Here is a 14,622-nt window from a genome sequence, read left to right as displayed (position 1 = left end):
AATTAATTCCTTCAGTAATTAAAATAATTTAATATAAATTTTCATTAATTTTTTTGAAGTAAGAAATTATATTTTCCAAATATTTATTTATTAACTCAGTATTTTTATAAAATATTGCACCTAATATTTTATTTTCAAGATCAAATCTTTTACAAACAGAATTTATTTCTATACTATTATACTCATTTAATTCAAATAGTGCGGGATCTATTGATAAAATAAAATGCTCTTCACTACTCATTTTTATTTTTCCATGTTCAATTCTTACAGCAAATCCAGTCTCTGAAATATCTATTAGAGTGCATTCTAATATTTTAGTTATGTCTTTAGTTTTAATTAACACAGGAATACCACTTTTAAATCTTTCAGAATTTCTTTTTTCAATTTCAACATTTTTTCCCACAAAATTTAAGCCTTATAAAATTTATAGATAGAAAATTTTTCTAAATTAACTATATAAAAAAAAACAGAGCTTTAAAAGCCCTGTTTTTAGCATAGTCAAATAATACTTCTAAAAAATATTACTCACCATCTTTAAGTTTTTCAACCTTGTTAAATTCAAGCTCAACCGGAGTTGCTCTACCAAAAACTGAGATAAGTAAACGTAGTTTCATTTTATCAGGTTTAACTTCATCAATATCACCAATAAAGTTAGTAAACGGACCTTCAATTACTTTTACCTTCTCACCCTTTTCAAAAGCTGTAAGCGGTTTAGCTGGCGCAGCTTTCGTTGCTTCAGCGGCCTTATTAAATATGCGGCTAATTTCTTCATCAGGAACAGGTTTTGGATCTTGATTAGCAGCAGACCCAATAAAGGAGGAAATTTTCGGTGTATCTTTTACACATCCAAACGTAGCTTTGTGATCAGGATCCATTTGGACAAATAGATAGCCTGGCATCATTTTTTGTTCTACTTTTTTCTTTTTTCCGCCTTCATCTATTTTTTCAACTGTCATTGTTGGAATAAGAATTTGACCAAAATAATCAGTCATTTTCAGCTTTTTAATGCGTTCTTCTAAAGTTGCTTTTGCTTTTTTTTCCATGCCAGATTGAGTTAAAACGGCGTACCACTTAAATCTTTCATGCGTAAATGAATTTGTCTTTGCTGTTGCTTCTTGTTCACTCAATTTTGTATCCACCATAAATTAAAATTCCTTGATTTATCAAATTTTCTTAAGCTGCAGTATTCATAATTAAATTAATTGCTTTCAAAAATATCATATCAGCAAAAAACAACACAATGGAAGAAACAATGACAAGCGCAATAACAATAGCTGTTGTTTTTTGAGCTTCTTTTAAAGTTGGCCACGCAACCCTAGAAAGCTCATCACCAACATCAACAATAAATTCCTTTAATTTTTTATGTAAAATTAAACCAATTAATACAGATAAGGTTAGAACCGAAGCTACTATAATATTAACGATATGAAAATTATTATTCTGAATGCTCAATACGCTGGAAACATCTTGAGGAAAATAATTTTTCCCTAAGAAACCCCATAAGGCGTAAAAAATATACCAAAAATAGGCAGCAATAATACCATAAAATAGTGCTGCATAACGATAAGCCACTTGAGAAACTTCATTCATTTGGTTTTTAACTCCTATTGGGCCGAACCCAGTAACATTTCAAAAGCCCATTAAATGAACCTAGAGCTATCACGGTTTACTTATGATGAGCAAGGGAAAAACAAAGCCCCCTATTAGACTTTCTTTTATCTGAAAATTTTCCACTAAAGAGCTGGAAAACAAAGATGAGTCCATTGCCGATGACCTGAATTTGTCTTTTTATGACTTGCTTCACGATAGCTAAAAAGGCATGGATGACTATAAGTATTTTCTCTTAAAATCTCAATATTCTCAATTGGAATGCCAGAAATATAGCCCTCTAAAGCCGCTAAAAGTTGTAAATCTGGAAAAATCTTTCCAGGTATAATGATAGATTGCTGATTTTTAAGCAAATGGCTTTGAACTATATCTGAAAGAAAAGTGTCTTGTTGGACATTGGTCAATAAATGATACAATTCTTGGTAATTGATAGCATTTGAAAATTTAGAAGTTAATAAATTAAAATGCTGCATAAAAGCTGCGGCTACATCTGCTCCGCATTCATATGAAACCCCAAAAATAGCGGGAGCAATATGGATATGCAAACCATTTAACAAATTACTTTTTGAGATCCCAATTGAATTTGCCTCAAGAATTAAACGTTCAATTGTGTTTTGAATAATTCCCTGAGTGAATCCTCTCCAACCCGCATGCGTAATAGCTCCAATAAAATATTCCGCATTTTCAAAAACAAACACAACAGCTAAACAATCGGCCGTTCGAATAGATAAATATTTTTTCCCTTGAAAAATAGGAGTACTATTCCGCAATGGGGCTACGATATAGTGAGCGTCTGCAGCGGGAGAGTTTTCAGCCGCTCTTGCGATAATATTACTGTGAAACGCTTTGACCATAAATGAATGCGTTAGAGCTTCATTTAAAGAATACCGAACTGAGCTTTTACAAGAATTAATTTTTACAGCTATATTCTCTTCACTCTGAAAGGGATTAAATGATATCTTTTCCACACTTGGCTTAAATTCTTTTATAAAAGCATCTGGTATATGCAATGGATAATGATTTGATTCCAAATGGGATAAAAAATGCATAATAACCCTTTAATGACTTAAAGAATGAATAAGAATTCCAGCCGCAACGCTAACATTTAGAGAATCAACCGTACCTTTTCCTCCAGGAATTTGGACGATATAATCACAGTTTTTAAGAACTTCATTGCGCAAGCCTTTTTCTTCATTTCCTAAAACCCCAACCCAAGCTCTATCAATTGGTAAATCTTTTAGGTTACTAGAGTTTTCACCTAAAGCAGTACCTACTATCCACGCCCCAGCTTCCTTAATCTGTTGGAGAGCTCGATTGATGTTTACTGCTGGAATTAAAGAGATAGAAAAGGCTCCTCCAGCAGAAGTTTTTAAAACAAGTGATGAGATGTCTGCTTGTCTATCTGTTCCATAAACTATGAATTTTACACCAAAAAAAGCAGCACTGCGAATAATTGCCCCAAAATTTCTTGGATCTTGAATTTGGTCTAAGACTAATCCTACACAGCCATGTTGAGATTCTGAATTAGCTGATTTTATAACTTCTATAGCTTCTGATATATACTGTATTGGATATTCTGGAATTTTTAAACAAATACGCTGATGATTTAATTCTTCACCAGAATCTGTTAAAGGCCATGTTTCAGTAGACTGATGTGGTACAATTTTAATACCTAATAATTGAGCAGATTCTACAGACGGTTTTAATTGAGATGGCGCTTTATTGGCTTTATCAACAATAATATGTAACGCATATTTAGAATTTTCTATTTCTTTACCCTGCTGATGCAAATTGCTGAGAAACGCTTCAACCGTCCTTCTGCCCCAAATAAAAATTTCTTTTAAAGGCTTCTTAAAAGACTTAAAATTTTGATTTTGTTCGTTTTTTTGCACTATAGGAGCTTTTTCTCCCCCCTCAAATGATTTTCTATCTTTTGAAAATTGAGGCTTTTGTCTTTCACGGCCAGAAGAATACTGTGATTTCTTTTCTTCACGCCCAGCTGAGTAACGAGATTTCTTTTCTTCAAGCAATGAGTCTTCAGACTTATAGCGCGGATTTTTACCTCTACCCTCTGTTTTTACTGGTTTATTTCCTCTACTTCGAGAGTCTCTTTGTTTAAAATTCATGGTTTTATCTTCTCACTTAATTAATAGAAAATGGCTCAAATCCATGAAAAACCTATGCCACAGAAAAAGACAAAATCAAAGCCAGAAAAATCTTAGTTCACAATTTGAACAAGCTCTTAACTTTTCTAGTTTTTGTTTTTTTTACTTTATGCTTGCACTATGATAAGGCTTATGCTAGCAAAATGGTTCCTATGATTTGAGAGGATTTGTGACATGAGTAAAAGAACATTTCAACCAAGTAATAAAGTTCGTAAACGCAAACACGGTTTCCGTGCTCGCATGGCTACAAAAAATGGCCGCAACGTAATCAAACGTCGTCGTTCTAAAGGGCGTACAAGACTCGCTGCAACTGTTTACGTAAAGTAATTTAATAAATTAACTTCTAAAAGGCGCTTCACGCGCCTTTTTTTGTTAAACATAAAGTAATGCAGAAAAAAAAATACCACTACATATTGGCCTTTGGCTCTAATCTGGGAGACAGAGAGGCTAACTTATCAAAATCTTTAAAATTGTTAAAAACCCATGTGACAATTTTAAAACAGAGTAGCTGGAGAAAAACGGCTCCATTAACTCATCCCATCTATAATACTGATAATCATGAATACTATATAAACTTTGTAGCTCTCGTTGAGACAAATCTAAGTCCTATAGAACTTTATCAAATTATTGTAGAGATAGAGGACATTATAGGCCATCCCCGTGAGAGAAGGTGGATGCCCAGAGCTTTAGATATTGATATATTATTCTGCGCCTATTCTAGTAATAATTTACCTTTTAGCTCTTTAAAGCCACATATTTATTATAAATTTCCTGATTTTCATGTACCGCATACAGAATATTTTAAAAGGGACTTTTGGCAAGATATGGTTGAAAATGAAATGCAAATTTCAAGAGAAACCATTTTAAAACATTTTAATCTTTTATAGATAATTTTATTTTTTTAAACGGGCATGTTATTGCTTACTGCATTTGCATTGTTCTCAAGAAGGAAAATTTTTTCCTATTTTTTTTAAAGGTTATTAAATGAGTTTTTTACAAAAAGATAATAGAAAAAAAGTCGTTTTTTTAGGAACACCAAAAATTGCAGCTGAAGCACTTAAAATTCTCTTTCAATATGATCAATTTATAAAAATCATTTTAGTAGTTAGCCAGCCACCTGCAAGATCAACAAGAAATGGAAACGAAACACCTTCACCAGTTCATCAAGCTGCATTAGAAAAAGGAATTCCTGTTTTAACACCAATCAATGCCAAAGATGCAAATTTTATAGAAGATCTAAAATCACTTGAACCAGATTTATGCATTACTGCCGCTTATGGAAACTACTTGCCAAAGGATTTTTTAGAAATCCCTAAATTTGGTACATTAAATATTCATCCAAGTTTGTTACCTTTATATCGAGGAGCCGCTCCTGTTCAAAGAACTATTGAAAATGGTGATAAATTAACAGGAGTCACAATTCTACTATCTGTGGCTGCAATGGATGCTGGACCAATAATAGCACAAGAAGAAATAATCTTAGATTCTGAAATTAAAAGTCCCGATTTACTTGATTTATTGTTCATAAAAGGCGCTCATTTATTAGGAAAAACACTACCAAGTTACTTTGCAGGGAAAATACTAGGAAAAGAACAAAATCACGAATTAGCTTCAAAAGCAGATAAAATAAAACCAGATGAAGGTTTATTGGACTTTTCCTTACCTGCTATCACATTACACAATAAAGTTAGAGCTTTTGCTGGTTGGCCAGGAACTAAAGCAAAGTTTTTAATAAATAGTGATATTATTGAAATTAAAATAATTACAACTAAAGTAAAAGAAAACAATTTAAATTTAAACAAAGGAGATTTAATTTTTTCGCAAAACTCTTTATTTATTTGCTGTGGTGATTTAAATTTATTAGAGGTAATAGAATTACAACTACCAGGAAAAAAAGTTGTCCCAACCAAAGATTTTCAAAATGGTGTAAAAGGCAAGCTTTTTAAATTAAATACTTGAAATTATTTCTTTTATTGATTTAGAGTATTTAACAATTGAGGAACGTTAGAGGTTTTGTTTCTCATGTGATAGAGCGGTTTACCATAAAAGGTGAGGTACAACTCAACTATTCTTATATTTTAAAGGAAATAGCAATGGACAGCAAAATCAATTCCTTCTTGCAAAATTTAAAAAATATAAACTCTGAAAAAATTGTTGAAACTCTAAAAAAGAATCAAGAAAATTTAAACCCAAGTGCCATGCTTGGAATGGCAAAAAAAGCTGTTCATCAAGCACGTTCTTTTTCAAAAGAAGAAATTCAATTTTTACTTGGAAAAGTAAATGACGTTGGTCATAAGACGAATATTGAAATAGAAAAAAATATTTCAAAGCTAGTAAATAAAATACTTGAAGGACAACCAGAAGAAAATATCACAAATGAAATTCGTACAGAAATAATGAGTATGTTGGTTGAACATAACAATGGTAAAAATATTGTACCAATTGTTAAATATGTAAACTCAGTTGTTGTTCATAATGCACCGACAAATATTGAATCCTTTATGAATTTTAGAAAAAATATAGCTCAAACATTAATAAATGATGCAAAAAAAAGAATTTCTGAAAAAAATATAATTGATGCACAAGTAATACAAGAACAACCTGAAAAAAAAATAAGCAGTAAAAAAGAAAAAAATAAGAAAGAAATTTAATATATAGGATTTTATGGAAGACAGCTCAGAACTAAATATTAATAGTAATGAAAATAATTTAAGTAAATCTACTTTTGATCAATTAAAGACAAAAGTAGAGGCAATTTTATTTGTTGCGGATACTCCTCTTGAAGCAGGAGAAATCCGTAATTGGATTGGAGAAGTTTCATTAGCTGATATTCGAATGGCTATACGTGCTTTAGCATTTGAATATGAAGACCGCGCTTTTGAAATATATGAAAAGGATAATAAATATCAAATAAAAACTAGAAATGAACACCTAAATTTAATAAAAAAACAATATGCAGGAAAAGCTCGTTCTTTAAGTAAAAATGCTTTAGAAACATTAGCAATTATTGCATATCGCCAACCAATTACCAGAGCTCAAATCAATGCTTTACGCCAAGTCGACAGTTCATCAATCGTGCAAACTCTAAAAGAAAAAGATTTAATTTATGCTTCTGGAACAAGAAAAGAAGTCGGTAATCCATTAGAATTTAGAACTACTGCAAAATTCCTCGAAGTATTTGGTTTAAACAGCTTAAATGAATTGCCTAGCTTAAGATCTTTGCAAATGAATATTGATGACCAAAAAAAGGCTGCCTTAGCTTTAAGTGCTATTGAAGAAAACTCGAGTGAGAATGATAATAAAGTTGTAAATTCTTCTGATATTGGTTTTTCTTCCCCAGATGACACACAAGGATAATGAATTATTTAACAATAGATGTAATTATCTTAACAGAAGACAAAACTGCTGCTATTATTTTATTTAAACACATTAGCTTCTTTTTGGAAGCAAAGTTGTTTTTTAATTTATTTTGGAGGAATTATGAGTTTTTTTGACAGCTTAGGACGTTTTTTTTCAAGTATTTTTGGTTTAGCACAAGGTAAAACAGAAAGAGCAACAGATAAACTTGTGTCATCTAGTGCCGATGCCATTCGCTCTCAATTTCGTAAAACAAAAGAAGATTGGAGCAAAGATTATCAAGAAATGCGAGAAGCTGTAGCTGAATTAATTCGTATAAGAGAAATGAAATCAGAAGAGGTTAAGAAGATTTCTAAAGAAAGTGAAGAATTGCAACAAAAAATGGCTGGAGCAATTGAACTTTACAAGAAAAACCCTGATGAAAGATATAAAACTGCTTATGCTCAATTAGCAGAAAAATCAGATAAAAATGAGGGTAGAATAAAAGAGCTAGAAAATGAAATTGATGAACAACAACAAGCCATAGAGCGTTATAAAGTTCGCTTAATTGAATTACAAAACCAAATTGATTCTCTTAATAAAGAAGAAGCAGAAACTGTTGCTGATATCATTAGTTCACAAAAAATTAAAGAACTAAATGATAGACTTACAGGATTATCAGTAGATTCTTCTTCAAAAAACTTAGAAGCAATAAGAAACGCAAGACAAAAATCAAAAGCTGTTGCAAAGCTTTCTACTGAATTAACAGGAGCTGAAAAAGTAGATTTAGACAAAGAATTACAAGCGGCTGGTTCTCGCTCAAAACATTTAGCAGCCTTTGATGATGCTATTGGTGGAAAAGTAAATATCAAAAATGATCCTTTTGCTTCATTACCAAATCCTAATTCTAACCAAACAATAGATGTTGAAACTAGAAAAGTAAACTCTGGAGTTTAATATGCAGAAGCTGGTTGATGATAAAGAATTTTCTATTTCTTCTGATAGCAACATTTGCTTTGTTACTTTAAATAGTAGTTCAACAAAAAATGCTATTAGCTTTAGAATGGCTAAATTAATGCAAGATATCTGTTCACCTCTAAGCGGAGGAACAACATATTTTGAAAAATTTATCACCGAACAATCCTGCCAGCTTATTATTTTAAAATCAGAAGTAAAGGGTATTTTTTCAAGTGGCGGGAACTTAATTGAACTAGCCAAATTTTCTTCTGAATATGGAAATTTATACACATCAGCCATTTATAAATTTTGTTCCTTACTGCATCAAACAAACGCAATATCCATTTCTGTCTTAACAGGCCCAGCTTATGGAGGAGGTGCCGAATTAGCTTTAGCTACTGACTTTCGTTGGGGAGTAGGGAAATCTTATGCTCTGCATTTTAGTCAAGCACAGTTTGGTTTACCCACAGGTTGGGGTGGAATGTTACGTTTAGCAGAGTTGTGCCCTAATTTAAATCAAAGAAAAATTGCAGCTTATTTAATAACAAAAACTGTGATGGATAAAAAACAATTATTGCAAAATGGGTTAGTAGATAAAGAATTTACTTCTAAAAAAGCATGTTTTAACGAGATTAAAAATTGGTCTTTAGAATTACAAAATTGTCCAATAAGTTTAAAGCAAGGTTTATTTGAGAGACAAAATATTTTTAATTACGATGCTTTAGAAGAATATGACAAAGAATTTTTTAGTAAACATTTCCTGCAAGAAGATCATAAAAATAAAATAAATTTATTTCTGAAAAATAGAAAAAAAAGAAAATGAAAAATTTAAAAATAATTCTAAGCACAGTATTTTTACTTCAGGCTTGCGGTTTTAAAGCTCCACCAGATGCTTTTTTTGCAACATCACCTAGTAATGTCCAGCAAGAAGTAGAAGCTAGAAAACCGAAAGTAGATCCAAAAGATAAAGAAAAAAAGGATGAAAAACAAACTAGTAGATAAGCTTTTTTCTATATTTTAATTAATTGACATCCCATTTATATTTTTAATAGAATTTATAATCTCTTTTGCGCAGTATTCATCAGCATAACTATTATCTCTTACACCAGATGTAAAAATAGATTTGACATCACTATGTATATGAAAAATTTGGTTGCTAGAAAAAGGATTTGCACTTACATACCAATCAAAATTTATATTATAACTAGCAGAATAGTTTTCTTCACCTGTTTTAAGAGTTTTAAGACCGTTTTTAGAATCAAAAAGATTACCCAGTAGTAATTAAAAAATTAAAAAGCAATCTTTGGGCAACCCTCTTAAAGAACGATAATTCATAATTAGAAAAACTCATTTTTGAGTTTAAAGTTAGTTTTTTTGTAAATCAAATAAATTCATTATATTAGCAAGATAAATTTAAATTGACAAAAAAATATAAATTATATATTTTTGTCTAAATATGTTCTTCTTTGAGCATTGAACTACAAAAAGGCTATAATATTATGAGATTACCTATCTTTAAATTAGAAGAATATCTATCAGAGCGGGAATTTAACTGCGAAATTATGTTTTCAGGATCAGATATGGAAACATATCAAATGCAAGAACTCTTAAATTTAGCATCACCCCAAACAAAACAACTATGGGATTCCTTGAATTTGTCTTATACCCATCCTAAAGGACACCCTATCTTGCTAGAAGAAATTAATAAGCGCTATCAATTGCCTTCTAGCTTTGAAAATATTTGTACATTCAATGGGGCGGAAGAAGCTATATATGCAGCTTTAACTAACATCCTAAACAAGGATGATCATGCAATAGTCTTCTCTCCTTGCTATCAATCACTGAAAGACTTACCAAAACATCTTTGTGAAGTTAGTGAATTACCAATGGACTTTTCTAATGGAATGTGTTCTTTTAATTTAGATATATTACCAACTCTAATCAAAAAAAATACGAAAATAATAATAATTAATTTTCCACATAATCCTACTGGCTACATTTTATCAAATGCAGAACTTAATTTTCTAGTTGATATCGCAAGAAAACATAATCTTTATATTTTCTCTGATGAAGTATATAGGGGGTTAGAAATTACCAAATCTGCTCAGCTCCCTCCATTAGCGAGTAAATATGAAAAAGGAATAAGCTTAGGCGTTCTTTCTAAATCTTATGGCCTTCCTGGTCTAAGAATTGGTTGGTTAGCATCTCAAGACAATGCATTAATGACAAAAGTATCTCAATTTAAACATTATTTAACTATATGCAATGGTGCGCCAAGCGAAATTTTAGCCATTATTGCTCTTCAAAACGAAACCACTATTTACAATAGAAATCAGAAAATTATAGAAAAAAACTTAAATTTGCTAAGAAATTTTTTCTTAAATAGAAATGAAATATTTGAATGGTTTGAACCTAAAGGCGGTTGCATAGCTTATCCAAAATTAAAACTAAATACCTCTGCATATGATTTTTGCGAACAATTCAGCCAGAAGCATAAAGTTCAACTGCTTCCAGGAGATGTTTTTGACCACTATGAAAATCATTTTCGAGTTGGATTTGGCAGAGTAAATATGCCAGAAGCATTAAAAAGATTTGATATTTTTCTTAGTGATTGCAATTTTTAAAGAAAAATTTAACTATGAAAGTTATAACACTAGAAGAAATCAAAGAAAATATTAATATCAACGAAGTACTTTCAGAACTTAAAAAATCATTTATTTATTATTCTGAAAAAAAAATTATTTGTGCACCAATTACTCAAACTCATTTTCCTGAGAAAAATGCTGATATTCATATTAAATCAGGTTATTTAAAAGATGATAAATATTATTATATTAAGATTGCAGCAGGTTTTCCTGAAAATTACTTAAAAAATATATCTCCAAGCCAAGGTGTAATTATTGCATTAAATACAACTACAGGAATTCCAGAAATTTTATTTAATGATAATGGTTTTATCACAGATACAAGAACCGCTTTATCAGCTTCTCTTTGTGCTCAATTTTTTGGAGATAAGGAAATTCAAAGTGTTGGTATTATGGGCTGCGGAATACAAGCTTATTTAAATGCAAAATATCTAAAATTTATTTTTCCTTGTCTAAAAAATTTATTTATTTATGGCAGAAATTATTCTAATCTAGAAAAGAGTTATGAAAAATTTAATGACTTAGGATATACTGTAAACTTAACTGCAAATGCAAATAATGTATTAATGAATAATAAACTGATTATATGTACTACGAGCGCTAAAGTTCCTTATTTATTTCGTGACAATATTATTCCTGGTACCCTAATAATTGCTTTAGGTGCTGATGATGGAATTAAGCAAGAACTTTGCCCATCAGTACTTTTGCAAGCAAAAAACATATTTGTTGACTCTTCACATCAATGTTTACAGTATGGTGAATTAAGTCATGCAGTCAAACTATATCCAAAAATTCAAGATAATATTTTAGAATTAGGCGATATTTTTTCTAAAAATGAAGCTTATATTAGTAGTGAAAGTTACTCCGTGATAGATTTAACTGGACTTGCTGCTCAAGATATTATGCTTTCGCGCTATATTATAAACAAATTATAACTAATAAATTGACTTAATTTTGACACATAAATACCATAGTAAAATCTATCTTAAAAAAATATACTATATTTATAGAAGATAAACTAAAAAGTAAATTACTTTGACTTAAGGTTAAAAAATGTTTCAAAATATCAAAAAATTTTCTAACAATTTTGACTTTCCTATAGCTATTTTTGATATGAAAAAAAATAAATTGAAAATATCAAATTTAGCATTCGATGTTGGAAATCAACAAGAAAGCAAAGAAATTCATAAAATATTTCATAAAATTGATATTTTAAAATTTATTAATGAAAATTTAAGCAAATTTGAGTACGAATGGGTTTTAAATAAAAGAAAAAATATCCCATTTGAATTTTTTATAAACAAAATAAAGTCAAATGAAATATTAATTTATGGAATAAATTTACTTAGAGTAAAAGAACAAGAATATATCATGAAAGCATTTTCAAAAATGCAAAACGAAAATGAGCTTCTAAAAGAAAAAATTGAATTAGAAGCACTTGGAATGGCTACAACAATTCAAAAGTCTTTACTGCCAACAAGCCCAGTTCACAATGCACATTTTTCAATTGCCTCATTTTATAAGTCAGCACTACACGTAGGGGGAGATTGGTTTAATTTCTTTTTAGAAGACAGAACAGCTAATATTTACATTGGCGATATCACTGGACATGGATTTGCACCTGCTCTTCTCACTGCAGTAATTTCTGGAATATTTGAAAAACATTGCATGTTAGCTATTAATGAAAATAAAAAATTCGATTCACCAACTGTCATTTTAAAAGATTTTAATGAAACTCTTCTTAAAATGAGTAAACAATCATTTATGATGACTATGCTTTCATTAGTTATTTCGAAAGATGAAATGAATGTTTATACCTATTCTGCTGCACATAACTTTCCGTTTGTCATAAAAAGAAGTAATTTGCAAAACAATATTCCTCTGACAATAGAAGCTTTACCAAATTCAGGAAAAATTCTTGGAAGTGAGAAGGATCTTTTTTTCAAAGGACAATTAAAAGGTATTCAAAGTGGTGATGTAATATTTGCTTATACTGATGGACTTATCGAAGGTCTCTCAAAAGGGGAGCAAATAGGTACAAAAAAAATTAAAGAAATATTAAAAAAACATTTTTCTGTAGCTTATTTAAATATTAATGATGTCATGCAAAATGTTAAAAATGAGGTTTTAAATATGCTTGACTCAAAGATTTTAGAGGATGATATTTCAGCAATTGCAATAGAAATATTATAAATAAATTAAGTTATATTATATCTTTAATTGATAGTTCCTACATGTTCTAAAAAAGATCTTCCCCAATGATCAGAACTCATTGCTTCTATTCTCGTTCTATTAATTAAACTTGGATATTTTTTTTGAATTATTATTCCAGCAATAAATAAAGATTCCTTATTAGGTTTATAATGACCTGACTGATTTGTTATAGAAATTATATAATTTCTTCCAAAATAGCTTCCTATATTAATTACTCCAGCAGCAATAGTCTTTTGATAATCACAAAGGCCTCCATGCGAACAAATCTCGGTTTTACCATTTTGTGTAAAATTTGTTACTATATTTCTTCTTTCTACTTCTCTGCCAAATCTATCTCGCCAAATTTGTATTTCATTTTTCCTATTATCTTCATAGCCAATTCTAATTTCACCATTTGGTAGAATAACAAAACGATATAAACCAGGTTCTCTAATGTCTTCTAATTTAAAGATTGTAGGAATCATAACATTAAATCCTAATCTTTTTGAATCACCTAATGGTAAATATTCTATTGTTGACCATTTTTGTGCTTTTGCTGCTAAACTAATTGGATCCGAATTATTTATTATTTCATTTATTGTCATATTTTCATAATAAAATCTTGCATTATCAAAATTTGTATTATCTAAATCGCAGTTCCATAAACTTGTTTTATTAAAAATAGTTTGATCAAATTTTGCCCAACTTAATACAGAACCACTCAAATTTACATTTCTTAAAATAGCATGATTAAAATTTGCTCCACTTAAATCGGCATTGGAAAGATCACTGCCATTTAACGTTTGATGGCTAAAATCCCTATTTCTAAAGTCTCTTGCTCTTTTTGCAGGTTCAATTATTGGAGTCGCTGGTGCACTTCGCCCTATTACAGGTGCAGCAGAAACTCCTCCTGCACGACTTGCAGAAACTCCGCTTCCTGTAGCTGTTGTTACTGGAATTGTAGTGGCTAATGGTACAACGGGAGCAGCATGTACACCTCTAGGTCGCTCACCTGCAATCCCACGATTTTGTATTTCACTTTTTACAGAGTACTCTATTCTATGAACTTCATGATCGCTAAGATATTTAGGAATGTTTGTAGCTCGCATAGAAGGACTTCCTGAACCACTTCCACGACAAAAACTACAAAATATTTTTTCGTAGTCTGCATTTTTTGGATCAAAAACAACCTGAAGTAAGTTTGTATTTGACTTCACCATTAGAATATCAGGACATGCAGAAAGGATAAGATCAGAAGGAATTCTATTTGCAACTTTTTGTCTTTCATAGATATTTCTTACTGAATATAAATAAGATTCAAACATTATTAATTTGATAAAATCTTTTCTATCATAGTATTTATCTATATAAAATCCTTTATGATCAGAGACATCACTTAAATTATAATTTACTACATAATTGTCTCGAAAATAAGTTTCTTTTGCAATTGCCCTAGTTTGCGTAATTCTTCGCAAAGTAGAATCACTTTCTGAAACTAAATTGTAGCCGTGATTACTATAAAATGATATTTTTTTATCAGCACGAAACTGCGTTGTTGCAGAATGATAACTTCCATGTGCTGTTATTAATAATTCTTTTGATTTGATTAAATTTCTGTCATTCTTATTATATAAAATATATTTAATATATGTATCAGTTTCTTCTTTATTTATTCCAATTGATTTTAAAATATCCTTATCATTCATAAATCTATTTTC

The 14,622-nt window shown here is 30.2% G+C and carries 17 protein-coding genes; 11 read left to right on the top strand and 6 right to left on the bottom strand.

Annotated features, from left to right (window positions below; genetic code table 11):
* Positions 1 to 28 precede the first annotated feature (28 nt).
* The 5 genes from GOY08_RS00330 to rlmB form a co-directional block, all read right to left on the bottom strand.
* Positions 29 to 403, bottom strand: a complete 375-nt coding sequence (locus tag GOY08_RS00330; RefSeq protein WP_158996574.1) for a PilZ domain-containing protein — start codon at positions 401 to 403, stop codon at positions 29 to 31.
* Positions 404 to 521: 118 nt separating this feature from the next.
* Positions 522 to 1,142, bottom strand: coding sequence for a transcription termination/antitermination protein NusG (gene nusG / locus GOY08_RS00325; RefSeq protein ID WP_158996573.1), 621 nt, complete (start codon positions 1,140 to 1,142; stop codon positions 522 to 524).
* Between the two features lie 31 nt (positions 1,143 to 1,173).
* Entirely contained in the window at positions 1,174 to 1,590 is a 417-nt protein-coding gene (gene secE / locus GOY08_RS00320; protein WP_158996572.1) for a preprotein translocase subunit SecE, read from the bottom strand.
* 143 nt (positions 1,591 to 1,733) lie between these two features.
* Positions 1,734 to 2,657, bottom strand: coding sequence for a laccase domain-containing protein (locus GOY08_RS00315; RefSeq protein ID WP_158996571.1), 924 nt, complete (start codon positions 2,655 to 2,657; stop codon positions 1,734 to 1,736).
* Between the two features lie 9 nt (positions 2,658 to 2,666).
* Positions 2,667 to 3,734: a 23S rRNA (guanosine(2251)-2'-O)-methyltransferase RlmB gene (gene rlmB, locus GOY08_RS00310; protein WP_158996570.1), complete on the bottom strand. Its 1,068-nt coding sequence runs from the start codon at positions 3,732 to 3,734 to the stop codon at positions 2,667 to 2,669.
* A gap of 213 nt (positions 3,735 to 3,947) precedes the next feature.
* Here rlmB and rpmH point away from each other — a divergent pair, with 213 nt between their 5' ends.
* The 11 genes from rpmH to GOY08_RS00255 all read left to right on the top strand — a co-directional run bounded on the left by rpmH (position 3,948) and on the right by GOY08_RS00255 (position 12,904).
* Positions 3,948 to 4,100, top strand: a complete 153-nt coding sequence (gene rpmH, locus GOY08_RS00305; RefSeq protein ID WP_158996569.1) for a 50S ribosomal protein L34 — start codon at positions 3,948 to 3,950, stop codon at positions 4,098 to 4,100.
* A gap of 59 nt (positions 4,101 to 4,159) precedes the next feature.
* The gene (gene folK, locus GOY08_RS00300) at positions 4,160 to 4,660 is read left to right on the top strand and encodes a 2-amino-4-hydroxy-6-hydroxymethyldihydropteridine diphosphokinase (protein ID WP_158996568.1); all 501 of its coding nucleotides are present in this window, start codon (positions 4,160 to 4,162) and stop codon (positions 4,658 to 4,660) included.
* A gap of 97 nt (positions 4,661 to 4,757) precedes the next feature.
* Positions 4,758 to 5,732 (top strand): methionyl-tRNA formyltransferase, encoded by a 975-nt coding sequence (gene fmt, locus GOY08_RS00295; RefSeq protein WP_158996567.1) that lies wholly within the window; start codon positions 4,758 to 4,760, stop codon positions 5,730 to 5,732.
* Positions 5,733 to 5,866: 134 nt separating this feature from the next.
* On the top strand, positions 5,867 to 6,424 hold the full coding sequence (locus GOY08_RS00290; RefSeq protein WP_158996566.1) for a hypothetical protein: 558 nt from the start codon (positions 5,867 to 5,869) through the stop codon (positions 6,422 to 6,424).
* 13 nt (positions 6,425 to 6,437) lie between these two features.
* Entirely contained in the window at positions 6,438 to 7,130 is a 693-nt protein-coding gene (scpB, locus tag GOY08_RS00285; RefSeq protein ID WP_158996565.1) for an SMC-Scp complex subunit ScpB, read from the top strand.
* A 123-nt stretch (positions 7,131 to 7,253) separates the two neighbouring features.
* On the top strand, positions 7,254 to 8,066 hold the full coding sequence (locus GOY08_RS00280) for a hypothetical protein (protein WP_158996564.1): 813 nt from the start codon (positions 7,254 to 7,256) through the stop codon (positions 8,064 to 8,066).
* Position 8,067: 1 nt separating this feature from the next.
* Positions 8,068 to 8,889 (top strand): enoyl-CoA hydratase/isomerase family protein, encoded by an 822-nt coding sequence (locus GOY08_RS00275; RefSeq protein WP_158996563.1) that lies wholly within the window; start codon positions 8,068 to 8,070, stop codon positions 8,887 to 8,889.
* Positions 8,886 to 9,068 carry a hypothetical protein gene (locus tag GOY08_RS00270; RefSeq protein ID WP_158996562.1) on the top strand — a complete coding sequence of 61 codons (183 nt, stop codon included), beginning with the start codon at positions 8,886 to 8,888 and terminating at the stop codon, positions 9,066 to 9,068. The genes GOY08_RS00275 and GOY08_RS00270 overlap by 4 nt, the downstream gene beginning before the upstream one ends.
* Before the next feature lie 497 nt (positions 9,069 to 9,565).
* Positions 9,566 to 10,690: an aminotransferase class I/II-fold pyridoxal phosphate-dependent enzyme gene (locus GOY08_RS00265; protein ID WP_158996561.1), complete on the top strand. Its 1,125-nt coding sequence runs from the start codon at positions 9,566 to 9,568 to the stop codon at positions 10,688 to 10,690.
* A gap of 14 nt (positions 10,691 to 10,704) precedes the next feature.
* Positions 10,705 to 11,646 carry a Rossmann-fold NAD(P)-binding domain-containing protein gene (locus GOY08_RS00260; RefSeq protein WP_158996560.1) on the top strand — a complete coding sequence of 314 codons (942 nt, stop codon included), beginning with the start codon at positions 10,705 to 10,707 and terminating at the stop codon, positions 11,644 to 11,646.
* A 118-nt stretch (positions 11,647 to 11,764) separates the two neighbouring features.
* Entirely contained in the window at positions 11,765 to 12,904 is a 1,140-nt protein-coding gene (locus GOY08_RS00255; RefSeq protein ID WP_158996559.1) for a PP2C family protein-serine/threonine phosphatase, read from the top strand.
* Between the two features lie 23 nt (positions 12,905 to 12,927).
* On the opposite strand, the gene GOY08_RS00250 is transcribed toward GOY08_RS00255, so the two are convergent.
* Complete coding sequence (locus tag GOY08_RS00250) at positions 12,928 to 14,610, bottom strand: pentapeptide repeat-containing protein (protein WP_158996558.1); 1,683 nt, start codon at positions 14,608 to 14,610, stop codon at positions 12,928 to 12,930.
* Between the last annotated feature and the right edge of the window lie 12 nt (positions 14,611 to 14,622).

The organism is Pigmentibacter ruber (assembly GCF_009792895.1).
In the GTDB taxonomy this organism is placed as follows: Bacteria; Bdellovibrionota_B; Oligoflexia; order Silvanigrellales; family Silvanigrellaceae; genus Silvanigrella; species Silvanigrella rubra.
The sequence above is the reverse complement of the archived record's forward strand: the minus strand, read 5'-3'. Positions and strand labels throughout refer to the sequence as shown.